A 13,088-nucleotide genomic window follows, 5' to 3' on the forward strand; every position below is an offset into this window, starting at 1 on the left:
GCCCCCGTGCCGGGCCCTGCCGGAGTAGGCTTGAGCCACCGGGGACACTTCGTACGCGGGCCTCCATGTCGGCGTCGTTCTTGGCGAGCAAATACGCCGGGCAGCCAGAAGCGCGCCCGGGGGCAGGTCGCCTCATGACCATGATCATTGAACGTTCATCGACGGTGCGTGAGCGCGTCTCGTCGCCACCCGCCGCCCGCCTGTCGTGGAAGCCCGCGGAAGCCGCGCGTGGACTGCTGGACGGTGCGTGGTGGCCTCGCTCCCGCGACCTCACGGCCGAGCTCCCCGCTCTGATCGACGCCATGGAGCGCCTCGGCAGGAGGGTCACCCGTGTCACGGTGAACCCCGCCTGCTGGCCGGTCGTTCCACGGAAGGTGCCCATCGGCGGGCGCCTGCTGCACGTGGGGTGGTTCACGAAGGAGCAGGACCCGCACAAACTGATGCTCCTGTCCTACACCGGGGGCCGGTGGGACCTGCTGGTCGTACCGCCGCAGACCGGCGCGGCGGCGGCCGCACGGCTGATGTTCGCGGCGGTGGATCCGCTCAGGCCCGGCCTCACCGCGAGTCGCCTGATCTCCGACGAGGCAGACCACGAGGCAGGCGCCGCAGACGAGGCAGACCACGAGGCAGACGAGGCAGACCACAAGGCAGAAGAGGACTCCGGCGAAGACTCCAACGGCGACTCCAACGGCGACTCCGTCAACGCCGCCACGGGCGCGAGCGGATCGGGTCCCGGCGAGGAAGACGAGTGGGAGGGCGAAGGCGGCGCCGCACCGTCCTCTCTCGGGAAACCGGCCGGGCCCGCGAGCCCGGCACAAGGGATGTGAGAACGATGGTGACAGGCATCACCGTGGCCGTGATCCTGGCCATGATCGCCGTCGGGGTCGTCGTGATCCAGATGCTCAACGCCCAGCACGAGCAGCGCATCGAGACGTTCCGCTACAGCGATGTCCTGCCGAAGCGCCGCGGGCGGGCCGAGCGGACGCAGCGGCCCGGCGCTCCGGACGACGCGGCCACCGAGACGCCCGAGCAGGAGCACCGAGGTGAGAGCCGCAGGCGGCTGATGCGCCCCCGGCACGACAGCGTGCGCTCCCCCCGCGGGCATGCCTGACAGGCCGGCGGCGGATCCCCCGCCGGGGTTCGCCGACGTCAGCATCGTGTCCTCGTCCCCCGAGGCCGCCCGCAAGGTGGCCGAAGCGCTGCGGCACTGGTTCGCGACGACCGAGCAGCGCAGCTACCCTGCGGGCCCCGACGGAGGCACCGGCCTGCGCATGACCGTGGACACCAGGAACACGCCGCGGCCCTCGGAATCGTTCCAGTCCAGGATCACCGGCCACCGGTGCGGACTCGAGGAATCACACGCCGACGGGGCCTGAAGGCAGACCTCGGGACCTCGGCCCAGGCCGTTCCGGACGGCCTGGGCCTTCGGCTGCCGGTCATCGGTCCAGGAACGCCCCGGCGTGGTCCCGGGCCCATAGGGCGAAGGGGCGGGCCGGGTGGCCGGTCAGTTCCTCGACGCAGCGTGTGGTCTCGACGGGCGAGCCGTCGCTCGCCTTCCACAGGTCGACCAACGCGTCCGCGTAAGCCTGCGGAATGTACTTGGCGTTGGCCGCCTTCCAGTCCTGCGGGCCGATGGCGTTGACGGTGATCGGCCTGCCCGCGGCGCGGGCGATGTGTGCGATCTGGTCGGTGAACGGCAGGGACTCGGGGCCGGTCAGGTGGTACCGGCCGCCGCGCAGACGTGCGTCGGTGAGGACGGCGAGCGCGGCCTCCACGAGGTCGCCCTCATGGATGGGGTCGCTGTGGGCGCCGGGGTAGGGGAGGCCGATCGAGCCGGTGGCCCTGATGGGCCGGGCCCAGTGCAGCGCGTTGGTGGCGAAGGCGCCCGGGCGCAGGAATGTGGACTCGATCGGCGAGGCCGCGAGGGCCTGCTCGACGGCGAGGTGGGAGCGGCCGATGGGATCGTCGGCGGCGTCGGGGGACAGGACGGCGCTCGAGGAGAGGAGCACGACGTGCCCGACCCCGGCGGCGAGGGCCCGCTCGAGGAACGCGTCGATCTGTGAGGCCTCGGCGTAGAGGAAGACGGAGGTGATCCCGTCGAGTGCGGCGGGGAAGTCGCGTGGATCGGCCAGGGAGCACTTCACGGTTGGCACCGCGTCGGGCAGGGACAGTTCTTCGGGGGAGCCCGATGCCGCGCGGACATCGAGACCGCGGCTGTGCAGGAGGGTGACGAGGGAGCGGCCGACGCGGCCGCGGCTTCCGGTGACGAGGATGGTCATGGACGAGGTGGTCCTTCCCTAGAATGCGATCGTCGCGCATTCATTGCGCCACGCGGACATTGCGTCGCGCAAGTATTTAAAAGGGAAGGTGGCTCAATGCCGGACCGGTCAGCGCTGCTCGAGAGCGTCATCGCGGAGAGCCGGCAGCACTACGCGGCCTGGACGCTGTTCAACCAGGCCATGGCCGACCGCCTGGGCCTGCACCCCACCGACCTGCAGTGCCTCGGCCTGCTCGACCTCCAGCCGGAACCCCTCGGCACCGGAGAGATCGCCAAACTGACCGGTCTGACCCCGGGGTCCGCGACACGCCTCGTCGACCGCCTGGAGAAGGCCGGGATGGTGGTCCGCGCGGCCGACCCCGACGACCGCAGACGCGCCCTCGTCGCCCTGGCGCCCGGATCCCTGGCCGGGGTCGAGCAGGCCTGGGAGGGCCCGGGAAGGGCTTTCGGCGAGGTCCTGGAGCGCTACACCGACGACGAACTCACCGTCATCGGCGACTACTTGCGCCGGGTGTCCGCGGTGGGCCGCGAACAGGCCGCCCTGCTTGCACGCGAACGCTGACCACCCGCCGGAGTTCGCCTGCGCGTTACCCGCCGTACCGCCGAAGAACACGCGGTGCTCAGGCGTCGGCTCGAAGGTGAGGCTGGCCGGCCCGCGGCCCAAACCCTGAGGAGTCCGGTAGATGAGCACGTCGTCGTCCACCTCCACGCGCCGTCGCACCCTGATGGCGAGCACCGCCGCCGCAGCGGCGCTGACCGCCGCCGCCGTCACCGTCGTCGTCACCGCCCCCAGCGCCTTCGCGGACCGCGGTCCCACCGTGCCCGAGCACGAGGCGACCTACACCTACCGCGACCCCGCCGCGCTCGGCGGAGGCTCGGAGCTGAAGCTCGGCGGATTCAGCGACCTCTTCCCCGCGGACGACTCCGGCAAGGAGTTCTGGACGGTGACCGACCGCGGCCCGAACGCGGACGCGGCGGACGACAGCCACAAGGTCTTCCTCAAGCCCGACTACACCCCGCGCATCCTGCGGATCCGGCTCAAGGACCACGGGGACCGGATCGTCGTTAAGCAGGAGATCCCGCTGCGCACCCCCGCCGGGGTCGTGGATCCGGTGACCGGCGGCCGTGGCATCACCGGTCTGCCCCCGGCGTCGTTGACCGGCGAGGGCCCGGTCGACGTGCACGGCCGGCCGCTGCCGAACGACCCCTACGGCGTGGACTCCGAGGGCGTCGTGCGCGGCCGCGACGGCTCGTTCTGGATCTCCAGCGAGTACGGCTCGACGATCCTGCACGTGAGCCCCCACGGCACGATCCGCGAGGTGCTCGCCCCGGCCGGCTCCACCTACGAGGCGCCGGGTGTGAAGGTGCTCAAGGTGCTCCCGGCCATCGAGGCCAAGCAGAAGAACAACCGCGGTCTCGAGGGCCTGACCGTCTCCGCCGACGGCCGCACCCTCTACGCGGCCCAGCAGAGCCCGCTGGCCAACCCCAACCCCAAGGCCGGCAAGAAGTCCCGCAACCTGCGGATCTTCAAGATCGACGTCAGCCGCCCAGGTGCTCCCGCGGTGGCGGCGGAGTTCGTCAACGTCCGTGACGCGGACAGCGCCACCGACGGCGACTGGGGCACCTCCGCCCTGGTGTGGCTGGGCGAGGACCGGCTGCTGGTCGAGGAGCGGGACGGCAAGCTGCCGACCGTGAACACCAAGCTCTACGAGGTGGACCTCGGCGAGGCCACCGACATCCTGGGCTCGGCGTGGGACAACCCGTCGAGCACCCCGCTGGAGAGCGTCGCTCCGGAGAACCTGGCCGCCGCCGGTGTCGTCCCCGGCGGCAAGCGCCTCGTCTTCGACGCCGCCGCGAACGGCCTGGACAACGGCAAGGTCGAGGGCCTGTCCCTGCTGCCCGCCCGGCACGGCACCGTCCGCCTGTACCTGGCCAACGACAACGACTTCGGTGTCGCGGGAGTCGAGAACGGCGAGGTCGTCCCCAACGACGTGGCGACCCGCCTGGACGTCTACACCCTGCCGAAGGGCTCGGTCAGCCTCGACCGGCGGTGAGGGACCGGCCGCGCACCGCGGCCACCTTGCGGTCGAACCGGCGGTTCAGCACCGGGGCCAGCACACTGCCCCAGCGGGCCAGGGCCCGGGTCGCCGGGTCGGGGCAGATGAGGAACCGCCGGGACGCGATGCCGGAGACGATGGCCTCGGCCACCTTCTGCGGCGTCAGCGGTTTGACGGTGCCGCTGACGGCGAAGGTCTCGGCGGGCTTCCAGCGGTTCTCCTCGGCCAGTTGAGGGGTGTCCACGTCGGGCGGGAAGACCACGCCCGCGTGGACCCCCAGTGGGGCCAGTTCCGCGCGCACCGACTCCATCAGCCCCCGGACGGCGAACTTGGCCGGGCCGTAGGCGCTGTAGCCGAAGATGCCGAGCAGGCCCGCCGCCGACGAGACGGCCACCACGCTTCCCCGCCGCCGCTCGGCCATGCCAGGAAGGACGGCCCGCAGCGCGTACAGCGTGCCGAAGTAGTCGACCTCCATCATCTGCCGGAACACCTCGTCGGGCAGGTCGAGGAAGTGCCCGGGCCGGGCCAGGCCCGCCGACGCGACCAGGATGTCGCAGGGGCCCTGCTCCGTGACGAGACGGTCCAGCGCGGCCGTGAGCGCTGCGCGGTCGGAGACATCGGCCGGAGCGACCGCGACCTCGGCTCCCATCTCCGCCAACTCCGCGGCGGCGGACTCCAGCCGCTCGCTCCCCCTGGCGACGAGGGAGAGCCGAGTGCCGCGCCGCGCCAGTTCCCTGGCGGTGGCCAGCCCTATCCCGCTGGAGCCGCCCGTCACGACGGCATGGGCGTGCCCGAAGTCGACCCGTGGGCCCTTCGGTGAACCGAGACCGAGCATGCTTCTCCCCACCCGCGTCGCCCCGCGCGCCCCCAATGGGCGCCCCGGCGCACGACATTGTGCTCCGCGCACGCGGCTCGCGCATCAGGGCGACGAGAGACCGGGCGAGGGGACCCGTCGGAGCGGCGTTGGAGCGGCGAAGGGGTGCCTCAGGGCCGAGCGGCGGTGTCTTTCAGTGATTGGTCTAGCCCTAGGTCTAGTCCAATGTATTGACGGGCGCATGGCAGGCCGGTATTCCGGGATCAGGCGTTCGCAAGCCCCCCACCGCTCATGGAGGTCCCCGTGCCCGAATCCCCCCACACACCACCCCGTAGGCGCAGATCACGCCTGGTGGGAATGGTCGCGGCGCTCGCCTCGGCCGTCCTCGCCGGAGGCGGCCTGCTGGCGTCGTTCGCTCCGGAGAGCTCGGCCGCCCCGTCCGCCGCGGCGGCGGTCGGCAACAACTGGTATGCCGCGGCGCCGTATCTGATGCCGCGGGACAACAACCCGCCCGATGCCACCGAGATCATGAACGCCACCGGCCTGAAGGCCTTCCAGCTCGCGTTCATCCTCGCCCCCAACGGCGGTGGCTGTTCGCCCACATGGGACGGCACCGCCGCCGTCTCCAGCGACACCCAGGTGGCCGGTGCCATCAGGTCCATCCGCGCCGCGGGAGGCGACGTCTCCGTCTCCATCGGCGGCTACGGCGGCACCAAGCTCGGCCAGACCTGCGGCAGCCCCGAGGCCACGGCCGCCGCCTACCAGCAGGTGATCGACAAGTACTCGCTCAAGGCGATCGACTTCGACCTCGAGGAGCCCGAGTACGAGAACGCGGCCGCCATCCACAACGAGATCGGCGCCGCCAAGATCCTCCAGGGCGACAATCCCGGCCTCTATGTCTCCGTCACCACGGCCGCGACCGCCGACGGCACCGGCTGGTTCGGCAAGCAGATGCTGAACGAGGCCAAGTCGCAGGGCTTCACGCCCAACAACTTCTCCATCATGCCGTTCGACGGAGGCTTCAACGGCGCCTCCGCGCAGACCTCGGCCCTGGAGAACTTCAACTCGATCCTGCGCAGCACCTTTGGATGGGACGCGGCCACCGCCTACGCCCACGAGGGTGTCTCGATGATGAACGGCCGCAGCGACACCGGTGAGTACTTCCGGCAGGCCGACTTCCAGACGGTGCTCGACTACGCCACCTCGCACAAGCTGGCGCGCTACACCTTCTGGTCGCTCAACCGCGACCGGCAGTGCAGCCCGCCGGACAACAACGGCCAGACGTCCGGCACCTGCAGCAGCGTCACCCAGGCCTCGTGGGACTTCGCCAAGTACTCGGTGAAGTTCGCCGGAGCCACCCCGCCGGACGGCGGCACCACCGGCGGCACCACGGGGGGAACGACCGGTGGCACCACCGGCGGGACGACCGGTGGCACCACCGGCGGGACCACGGGCGGCGGTGGGCAGTGCTCCGGCCTGTCCCCCTGGAACAGCCAGACCGCCTACGTCGGAGGGCAGTCGGTGAGCTACAACGGCCACAAGTGGACCGCCAAGTGGTGGACCCAGGCGGACACCCCCGGCGGCGCCGCCGGTGTGTGGACCGACAACGGCGCCTGCTGACCCGGCCGCAGGACGGCTGCCCCGCCCACGGGCGCGGGCGGGGCAGCCTTTGCGCTTCCTCCGGCAGCTGTCCCGCCGCGGCCCCCGCCGAGGCCCTCTTCCAGCCATGACGGGGCTTTATGTGAAAACGAATGTCGTTCCGCTACGCTGGGGTCGCCCAAAGGCGGTTGGTGAGGAACTGCTGGAGGCGCAAGAAGATGCTGCGCGCAGCCGGCGCGCAGCATCTTCCCGTGTCCCTCACTCGGCCGAGCGCGCGTCTCCCGGAGCGGAAGCGCCGTCATGAGGAACCGCGGACGTGGCGGGTACGGATCCGAGCCGTCCGGCCCGGTAGTCGTCCATCGCCTGCGCGATCTCCGCCCTGGTGTTCATCACGAACGGCCCGTACTGCACCACCGGTTCCCGGATCGGCTCCCCGCCCAGGAGCAGCACTTCCAGGCCGTGTGCGCGGCCGGCCCGCCCGGCGTCGGCCGCCACCGTGAGTGAGCCTCCCTCGCCGAACACCGCGAGCTGCCCGCTCCTGACCGGCCGCCCCCGCGGCCCCACGCTGCCCTCCCCGGCGAGAACGTAGGCCAGCGCGTTGAAGTCGGTGCGCCAGGGCATGCGCAGCCTCGCGCCCGGACTGAGCGTCGCGTGGACCATGGTCATGGGGGTGAAGGTCGCCCCGGGACCGTCGTGCCCCGCCACGTTTCCGGCGATCACCCGAACCAGTGCCCCGCCGTCGTCGGAGGTCAGCAGCTTCTCCTGCCCGCCCCGGATGTCCTGGTAGCGCGGCGGGTTCCATTTGTTGGCCATGGGCAGGTTCACCCAGAGCTGGATGCCGTGGAACAGGCCCCCGGAGGCGACCAGGTGCTCCGGTGGAGCCTCGATGTGGAGGATGCCGGCCCCGGCGGTCATCCACTGCGTGTCGCCGTCGGTGATGCGACCGCCGCCGCCGTTGGAGTCCTGGTGCTCGAAGATCCCGTCGATGATGTAGGTGACCGTCTCGAACCCCCTGTGGGGATGCCACGGGGTGCCCTTCGCCTCGCCGGGGGCGTAGTCCACCTCACCCATCTGGTCCATGTGGACGAAGGGATCGAGGTCCCGCAGATCGACTCCGGCGAAGGCCCGCCGGACGGGGAATCCCTCGCCCTCGAGTCCGCTGGGAGCTGTCGTCACCGAGCGGACGGGCCGCTGGGCGGCCGTCTCGGTGTCGGAAAGGGGCGGCACCCGCGGAAGAGTGAGCGGGTTGTCCACGGTCACGGCAGGCATGGTGGCTCTCCTCGGATCGCCGTGCGGTGCACTCAAGACCACCGTACGCTCGGCATCGAAAGAAGTGGTTGAAAATCGGACCACCATCGTCTATCTTGGAAGTAGTTTAATTCTGAATCACTTTCTCCGTGCCCCCAGGAGGAGCCATGGGACTGTTCAACCGCACCAGGACCTCGGACGGGACCGCTTCCGCGAAGGCCTCCGCGCAGACGGCTGTCACTGCGAGGGCCGATCTCGCGGCGCTGACCGGCGACTACACGATCGACCCCACGCACAGTCGGATCGGTTTCTCCGTGCGTCACGCGATGGTCACCACGGTCCGCGGCGAGTTCACCGAGTACGAGGGCAGGCTGCACCTCGACGGCGAGGACCCGACCCGTTCCACCGCCGAGCTGGACATCAGGGTCGACAGCATCGACACCCATCAGGCCCAGCGCGACGAGCACCTGCGCACCGGTGACTTCTTCGACGCGCCGACCCACCCCGCCATCACCTTCCGCAGCACCTCCGCGGAGCAGCTGGGCGAGGACTCCTTCCGGATCGTCGGAGACCTGACCATCAAGGGCGTCAGCCGCCCGGTCACCCTCGACCTGGACTTCAACGGCGCGGCCACCGACCTCTACGGCAACCAGCGCGTCGGCTTCGAGGGCTCCACCACGATCGACCGCACCGACTGGGGCCTGACCTACAACGCCGCCCTCGAGACCGGTGGCGTGCTGATCGGCGAGAAGGTCAGGCTGCACTTCGACATCTCGGCCATCAAGGACGCGTGACCCGCCGCCGAGCGCCTCGGCGCCCACGGCGACCAGGCACGGCGAGCGCGAACGCGCCGGGGCCGACCACATCGTGTGGTCGGCCCCGGCGTGTTGTCTCCCTCCGGGCGCCGGTGTCCCGTCGGCGTTCGACGAGGCCGGCGTTGGAAGTGGTTCAGTCTTCTCCGATGACGTCGGTGTTCGTTCTGTGATGTCAGTGTTTGAAGACGTCAGTGTTTGAAGACGTCCTTGGCCTTCTCCTTCGCCTGGCGCGCGTCCCCCTTGGCCTGCTCGGTACGGCCCTCGGCTTCGAGGCGCTCGTCGTCCGTCATCCGGCCGACGGCCTCCTTCACCTTGCCCTTGGCCTGCGCGGCCTTGGCCTTGCTCTTCTTCTCGGTGCTCACGGGGGAGCTCCTCTCCGATCCGATGAGGGGCTCGGATCTTCGGCTAAGAGGGCGCGTGCCCGGCGATCGGGCCCGGAAACGTCATAAAACGCGACCCGGCCCTTTCGGGGGAACGCGGCTCACCCCCCCTTCCGGATCAGTACCGGTTGCCCGCGTGCGTGAGCGTCTCCCAGGCCACGAACAGGTTGTCCGTGCCCGCGGGCCGCTGCCGCATGGTCAGCCGCTTGGCGTCCGGAAGGGTGAGGCCGAGCCGCTTGTGCAGGTGGTGGTAGAGCACCTCGGTGTCGGGACCGAGCCCCAGTTCCGGCTTGCCGCCGCACAGCCACTGCGGCGCCGGAGCGCCGAGCTCGTAGTGGGCATGGAAGCCGAGCGCCTGGCGCAGCCGCTCCTTGACCCCGGAGTACAGGTCCACGCCCTGGTGCCAGGCGGTCTCCGCGATGTGGGAGGTGGCGGCGAGCGAGTAGCCGACGTGGGTGAAGTTGCGGCAGGTCTCCTGGGCGAGCCCGTTGGCGAAGGTGCGCTGCCCGAACCAGTACGTGGTCATCTGGTCGCGCGTCGTGACGCCCGAGCCCTTGCGCGTCTTCGGCCGGCTTCCGTCCTTCTTGAGGTAGAAGTACGCGGGCACCCGGGCGCGGAAGGTGGACACCGCCTTGTTGAAGGCCGACCGGTCGTTGAGGAAGACCGCGATGCCCATCGTGGCGTCGGTCATCGCCAGTTCCCAGTTGCCGTTGTACTTGGGGTTGCCCTTGCGCACGACCGGCAGGTAGCCGCGGCGCAGCATGGTGGAGAAACGGCGGACGTGGGAGGGGGACCAGCCCTTGTAGGTGTAACGCATGATCTCGGCTGCCCGTGCCCAGGTGGACCCCGCCCAGGCGGCCTGCAGGCTGGCGTTGTCCGAGGTGTGGTTCTTCAGCACGTCCGACCACGCGTCCATGATCGAGACGGCCTTGCGCGCGTAGGCGCGGTCCCGGCTGATCGACCAGACCAGCGCGTCGGTGTAGGCGGCGAGAGCGTCCTGGCGCTCCTCGACGCAGCCGTGGCCCGGCGCTTCGCCGAACGGGCAGTGCACGACGGCGCTCGGCGCCGGGTGGTACGCGAGGGAGGCGTACCTGCTCTCCCGCATCGCTCGGTAGGCGTTCTTCCACGGCTGGGCGCCCTTGTTGACCCGCCCGCGGACGAAGTTGAGCTGTCTCCCGCTCACCAGGACGCCGGGGTGCTTGAACGCGGGCGCGGCGTGGCGCACCCGCGCGGCGCTTTGGGCCCCTGCGGCGGAGGACGACGCGGGCCCTCCGGCCACGAGCAGCGGCACCACGACCGCGACGGTGGCGGTGGCGGCTGCCAACCCCTTGGAAACGCGTGCTCCGGGCATCGTTGGATCTCCTCGCGGCCGCGCGCTCGTAGGACCGCCGGCGGCTGGCTGGAAGGGACTACGGCTGACTGGCACTGACTACCAGCAGCCGCCGCGATATCCGGTGAGGGTCGGCCCGACGTGCCGCGGCCGCGCGGACTTTTGCGCCAATCGGCGCTGTCCGGCGCCCTGCGGGCAATGCTCGGAAACGTGCGGCGAGGCGGCTCTCGACGAGGCGGCTCACGGCGAGGCGGCCAACGGCGGCGAGACGGCTCACGGCGAGGCGGCCGGGAGCGCCCCGCGAGGAGGGCTCGGCTCGGCCGTGCCTACGTGCGCGGCGGCGGCCAGCGGTCGCCGCCCTCCCAGACCACCTGGTCGGGGTCGTCGAGGTCCACACCCCACTGGGCGGCCAGCCGCTCGAGCTCGGCGCGGTCGTGCACCACCTGGTGGGACTCGTCCGGCAGCATGACCAGGCGGTAGGGGTTGTGGCCGTCCCAGGCGTAGACGACGTAGGGATGCGCGCTCATACCCTCAGCATCCGTCATCGCACGTGGCGGCGCCCCCGGAGGGGAGTCCGGGGACGCCTGTCGTCCAGCGGTTACGAGATCGCGGACGGCTTGGGCAGAACGCACCCGGGCAGGCCGAGGCCGATCTTGTTCCCACTGCCGACGCACTTGGTGATCAGGTAGGTCTGCTGGGCGTAATTGAAGCCCCTGCGGACGGTGATGTCGCCGCTCTCGTCGATCTCGCACGGGTTGTTGACCGTGCGGCGCCGGCCGTCCTCGTCGCCCGTGCTGTCGATCGCCACGAGCCTGCCGGTCCTGCTGTCGCTCACGGGGGAGCCGGACGTCCCGCCGATGGTGTCGCAGGTGGAGGTGTAGCGCGGCGAGTCCTTCGGGGCATGCGCGGTCCTCGGGGCCTTCGTGGTGTGCCCGGCGGCGGACGCCGGGGCGGCGCTGACGCCCGCGACCGCGGCACCGGTCGGCAAAGCGGTCGTGAGCACACCGACGAGAGGTCGTTTCATGCGAGGAGTCCTCTCCGTGCAGAAGATCGTTCTTCCGGATTCGCCTTGCGAGGTGCTGGGCCCCCGCCCGTCGGCCGTGGTGAGGCGGCCGGGCGCTGTGCGGACGTGCTAAGGACGGGGAGGATCGTGGCAGCGAGACAGCGTCCGCAACAGACTTCGGGCGCGACTTGACCAAACTTTGCCCGATAGTGGCCATTTGACGTCCGGAAAGCGAACGGGGCCGACCTCGACTGGATCTCGGGGCCGATCTTCTGGCGGATCTTTGGGCGGATCTTTGGGCGGATCTTTGGGCGGGTCCCGGACGGCCGGGCGGATCTGCCGGCAAGGCGGCAGCGGGGCAGAGGGCGACACGCGGGTCCGAGGGGGGCGGGCAGCCTGAACTGACACCGCCTCATATGCCAGGATTGCGGCGACTGGTCCAGTTCGACCGCCCGAGGGGGAGTGGATGCCCGGCACAGGCGCCGCCGTCCGTGTGCCCGCCTGCCTGTGCGCGCTCGCCTGCGCCATGGCGGTGCTTGTGTCCGTCGGCGGCTGCGGTTCCTCCGCGAACCGGCCCGATCGCGGAGGCCGTGCGAAGCCGGCCGAGTCCTTCTGGGTGAACCCGCAGGGGACGGCTGCCCGGCAGGTCAGGCAGTGGCAGCGCCAGGGACGTGTGCGCGAGGCCGAGTCGATCAAGCGGATCGCGGACCACCCCGTGGCGGAGTGGTTCGCCCGTCCCCGTCCCGGACCGCGGGCGAGGGCTCTGGTCGAGGCGGCGGCACGGCAGCGCCGGACCGCGTTGTTCGTCGCCTACGAGATCCCGCACCGCGACTGCGGGCAGTACTCGACGGGCGGCGCCCCCGACGCCGTCGCCTACCGCCGATGGATCGACGAACTGGCGGCCGGCATCGGCGACCACAGCGCCACCGTCGTCCTCGAACCCGACGCCGTGGCCCACATGGTCGACGGCTGCACCCATGCCGCGTTCCACGAGGAGCGCTACGAACTCCTCGCCTACGCCGTGCGGCGGCTGAAGCGGCAGCCCGCGACCAAGGTCTACCTGGACGCGGCCAACTCGAGCTGGATCCCCGATCCCGACCGGATGGTGGGCCCCCTGCAGCGGGCGGGGGTCGCGGACGCGGACGGATTCGCCGTCAACGTCGCCAACTTCGAGACCACGGAGGCGAGCCGGAGCTACGGCCACCTGCTCTCCGGGGCGCTGGACGGAGCCCACTTCGTGATCGACACCAGCCGCAACGGCAATGGGCCCGCTCCCAGGTCGCGTCTGCGGGAGGCGTGGTGCAATCCGCCGGGCCGGGCGCTGGGCACCCCGCCGACGACCGACACGGGTGACCCGCTCGTCGACGCCTTTCTGTGGATCAAGCGGCCCGGTGACTCGGACGGGCAGTGCCGGGGCGGACCCCCGGCAGGACAGTGGTGGCCGGACTACGCATTGGGGCTGACACGTGACGCCAGGAACGGGAAGAGCGAGCAGGACGGCAGCAGCGGGCGTGCCGAGGCGGGCTGAAAGGGGCGGCGGCCGGAAGCCGGGGGGAGCGGGCGG

14 protein-coding genes and 1 pseudogene are annotated in these 13,088 nt (G+C 71.0%); 8 read left to right on the plus strand and 7 right to left on the minus strand.

Annotation, left to right across the window (positions count from 1 at the left end; genetic code table 11):
• The first annotated feature begins 134 nt into the window (after window positions 1–134).
• Genes IEY86_RS16110 through IEY86_RS16120 form a run of 3 tightly spaced genes read left to right on the plus strand, consistent with a single transcriptional unit; the run spans window position 135 to window position 1,376 of the window.
• Entirely contained in the window at window positions 135–827 is a 693-nt protein-coding gene (locus IEY86_RS16110) for a DUF5994 family protein (protein WP_189132387.1), read from the plus strand.
• Between the two features lie 5 nt (window positions 828–832).
• Window positions 833–1,111 carry a hypothetical protein gene (locus IEY86_RS16115; RefSeq protein ID WP_189132388.1) on the plus strand — a complete coding sequence of 93 codons (279 nt, stop codon included), beginning with the start codon at window positions 833–835 and terminating at the stop codon, window positions 1,109–1,111.
• Window positions 1,104–1,376: a hypothetical protein gene (locus IEY86_RS16120; RefSeq protein ID WP_189132389.1), complete on the plus strand. Its 273-nt coding sequence runs from the start codon at window positions 1,104–1,106 to the stop codon at window positions 1,374–1,376. Before IEY86_RS16115 ends, IEY86_RS16120 begins: the two co-directional genes overlap by 8 nt.
• A gap of 60 nt (window positions 1,377–1,436) precedes the next feature.
• On the opposite strand, the gene IEY86_RS16125 is transcribed toward IEY86_RS16120, so the two are convergent.
• On the minus strand, window positions 1,437–2,279 hold the full coding sequence (locus IEY86_RS16125) for an SDR family oxidoreductase (protein ID WP_189132390.1): 843 nt from the start codon (window positions 2,277–2,279) through the stop codon (window positions 1,437–1,439).
• A gap of 96 nt (window positions 2,280–2,375) precedes the next feature.
• Here IEY86_RS16125 and IEY86_RS16130 point away from each other — a divergent pair, with 96 nt between their 5' ends.
• Both IEY86_RS16130 and IEY86_RS16135 read left to right on the plus strand, forming a co-directional pair.
• Window positions 2,376–2,840, plus strand: a complete 465-nt coding sequence (locus tag IEY86_RS16130) for a MarR family winged helix-turn-helix transcriptional regulator (protein WP_189132391.1) — start codon at window positions 2,376–2,378, stop codon at window positions 2,838–2,840.
• Between the two features lie 121 nt (window positions 2,841–2,961).
• Window positions 2,962–4,332, plus strand: a complete 1,371-nt coding sequence (locus IEY86_RS16135) for an esterase-like activity of phytase family protein (protein ID WP_189132392.1) — start codon at window positions 2,962–2,964, stop codon at window positions 4,330–4,332.
• Here IEY86_RS16135 and IEY86_RS16140 read toward each other — a convergent pair.
• The gene (locus IEY86_RS16140; RefSeq protein ID WP_189132393.1) at window positions 4,313–5,170 is read right to left on the minus strand and encodes an SDR family oxidoreductase; all 858 of its coding nucleotides are present in this window, start codon (window positions 5,168–5,170) and stop codon (window positions 4,313–4,315) included. The genes IEY86_RS16135 and IEY86_RS16140 overlap by 20 nt on opposite strands.
• 336 nt (window positions 5,171–5,506) lie before the next feature.
• Here IEY86_RS16140 and IEY86_RS16145 point away from each other — a divergent pair, with 336 nt between their 5' ends.
• A complete protein-coding gene (locus IEY86_RS16145; protein ID WP_189132524.1) occupies window positions 5,507–6,769 on the plus strand; it encodes a carbohydrate-binding protein in 1,263 nt (420 codons plus the stop codon).
• Window positions 6,770–7,006: 237 nt separating this feature from the next.
• Here IEY86_RS16145 and IEY86_RS16150 read toward each other — a convergent pair whose 3' ends face one another.
• Window positions 7,007–8,017 (minus strand): pirin family protein, encoded by a 1,011-nt coding sequence (locus tag IEY86_RS16150; protein WP_189132394.1) that lies wholly within the window; start codon window positions 8,015–8,017, stop codon window positions 7,007–7,009.
• Between the two features lie 146 nt (window positions 8,018–8,163).
• Here IEY86_RS16150 and IEY86_RS16155 point away from each other — a divergent pair, with 146 nt between their 5' ends.
• Window positions 8,164–8,790, plus strand: a complete 627-nt coding sequence (locus IEY86_RS16155; protein WP_189132395.1) for a YceI family protein — start codon at window positions 8,164–8,166, stop codon at window positions 8,788–8,790.
• A gap of 209 nt (window positions 8,791–8,999) precedes the next feature.
• Here IEY86_RS16155 and IEY86_RS16160 read toward each other — a convergent pair whose 3' ends face one another.
• The 4 genes and pseudogenes from IEY86_RS16160 to IEY86_RS16175 form a co-directional block, all read right to left on the minus strand.
• Window positions 9,000–9,173, minus strand: a complete 174-nt coding sequence (locus tag IEY86_RS16160; protein WP_189132396.1) for a CsbD family protein — start codon at window positions 9,171–9,173, stop codon at window positions 9,000–9,002.
• 136 nt (window positions 9,174–9,309) lie between these two features.
• Window positions 9,310–10,542, minus strand: coding sequence for an alginate lyase family protein (locus IEY86_RS16165; RefSeq protein WP_189132397.1), 1,233 nt, complete (start codon window positions 10,540–10,542; stop codon window positions 9,310–9,312).
• A gap of 305 nt (window positions 10,543–10,847) precedes the next feature.
• Window positions 10,848–11,048: a hypothetical protein gene (locus tag IEY86_RS16170; protein WP_189132398.1), complete on the minus strand. Its 201-nt coding sequence runs from the start codon at window positions 11,046–11,048 to the stop codon at window positions 10,848–10,850.
• Window positions 11,049–11,119: 71 nt separating this feature from the next.
• A pseudogene (locus IEY86_RS16175) lies at window positions 11,120–11,416 on the minus strand (serine protease); the annotation flags it as partial.
• Window positions 11,417–11,990: 574 nt separating this feature from the next.
• On the opposite strand from IEY86_RS16175, the gene IEY86_RS16180 reads away from it, so the two are divergent.
• Complete coding sequence (locus IEY86_RS16180) at window positions 11,991–13,052, plus strand: glycoside hydrolase family 6 protein (RefSeq protein ID WP_229698479.1); 1,062 nt, start codon at window positions 11,991–11,993, stop codon at window positions 13,050–13,052.
• Window positions 13,053–13,088: the final 36 nt, after the last annotated feature.

Origin of the sequence: Wenjunlia tyrosinilytica (assembly GCF_014646055.1) — a bacterium.
Lineage (GTDB): Bacteria > Actinomycetota > Actinomycetes > Streptomycetales > Streptomycetaceae > Wenjunlia > Wenjunlia tyrosinilytica.

Excerpts from the sequence above, each read along its gene's own strand:
- IEY86_RS16115 (WP_189132388.1), top strand. The coding sequence starts at position 833 with ATGGTGACAGGCATCACCGTGGCCGTGATCCTGGCCATGATCGCCGTC.
- IEY86_RS16165 (WP_189132397.1), bottom strand. The coding sequence starts at position 10,542 with ATGCCCGGAGCACGCGTTTCCAAGGGGTTGGCAGCCGCCACCGCCACC.
- IEY86_RS16145 (WP_189132524.1), top strand. The coding sequence starts at position 5,507 with ATGGTCGCGGCGCTCGCCTCGGCCGTCCTCGCCGGAGGCGGCCTGCTG.
- IEY86_RS16125 (WP_189132390.1), bottom strand. The coding sequence starts at position 2,279 with ATGACCATCCTCGTCACCGGAAGCCGCGGCCGCGTCGGCCGCTCCCTC.
- IEY86_RS16140 (WP_189132393.1), bottom strand. The coding sequence starts at position 5,170 with ATGCTCGGTCTCGGTTCACCGAAGGGCCCACGGGTCGACTTCGGGCAC.
- IEY86_RS16180 (WP_229698479.1), top strand. The coding sequence starts at position 11,991 with ATGCCCGGCACAGGCGCCGCCGTCCGTGTGCCCGCCTGCCTGTGCGCG.
- IEY86_RS16110 (WP_189132387.1), top strand. The coding sequence starts at position 135 with ATGACCATGATCATTGAACGTTCATCGACGGTGCGTGAGCGCGTCTCG.
- IEY86_RS16135 (WP_189132392.1), top strand. The coding sequence starts at position 2,962 with ATGAGCACGTCGTCGTCCACCTCCACGCGCCGTCGCACCCTGATGGCG.
- IEY86_RS16150 (WP_189132394.1), bottom strand. The coding sequence starts at position 8,017 with ATGCCTGCCGTGACCGTGGACAACCCGCTCACTCTTCCGCGGGTGCCG.
- IEY86_RS16120 (WP_189132389.1), top strand. The coding sequence starts at position 1,104 with ATGCCTGACAGGCCGGCGGCGGATCCCCCGCCGGGGTTCGCCGACGTC.
- IEY86_RS16155 (WP_189132395.1), top strand. The coding sequence starts at position 8,164 with ATGGGACTGTTCAACCGCACCAGGACCTCGGACGGGACCGCTTCCGCG.
- IEY86_RS16170 (WP_189132398.1), bottom strand. The coding sequence starts at position 11,048 with ATGAGCGCGCATCCCTACGTCGTCTACGCCTGGGACGGCCACAACCCC.
- IEY86_RS16130 (WP_189132391.1), top strand. The coding sequence starts at position 2,376 with ATGCCGGACCGGTCAGCGCTGCTCGAGAGCGTCATCGCGGAGAGCCGG.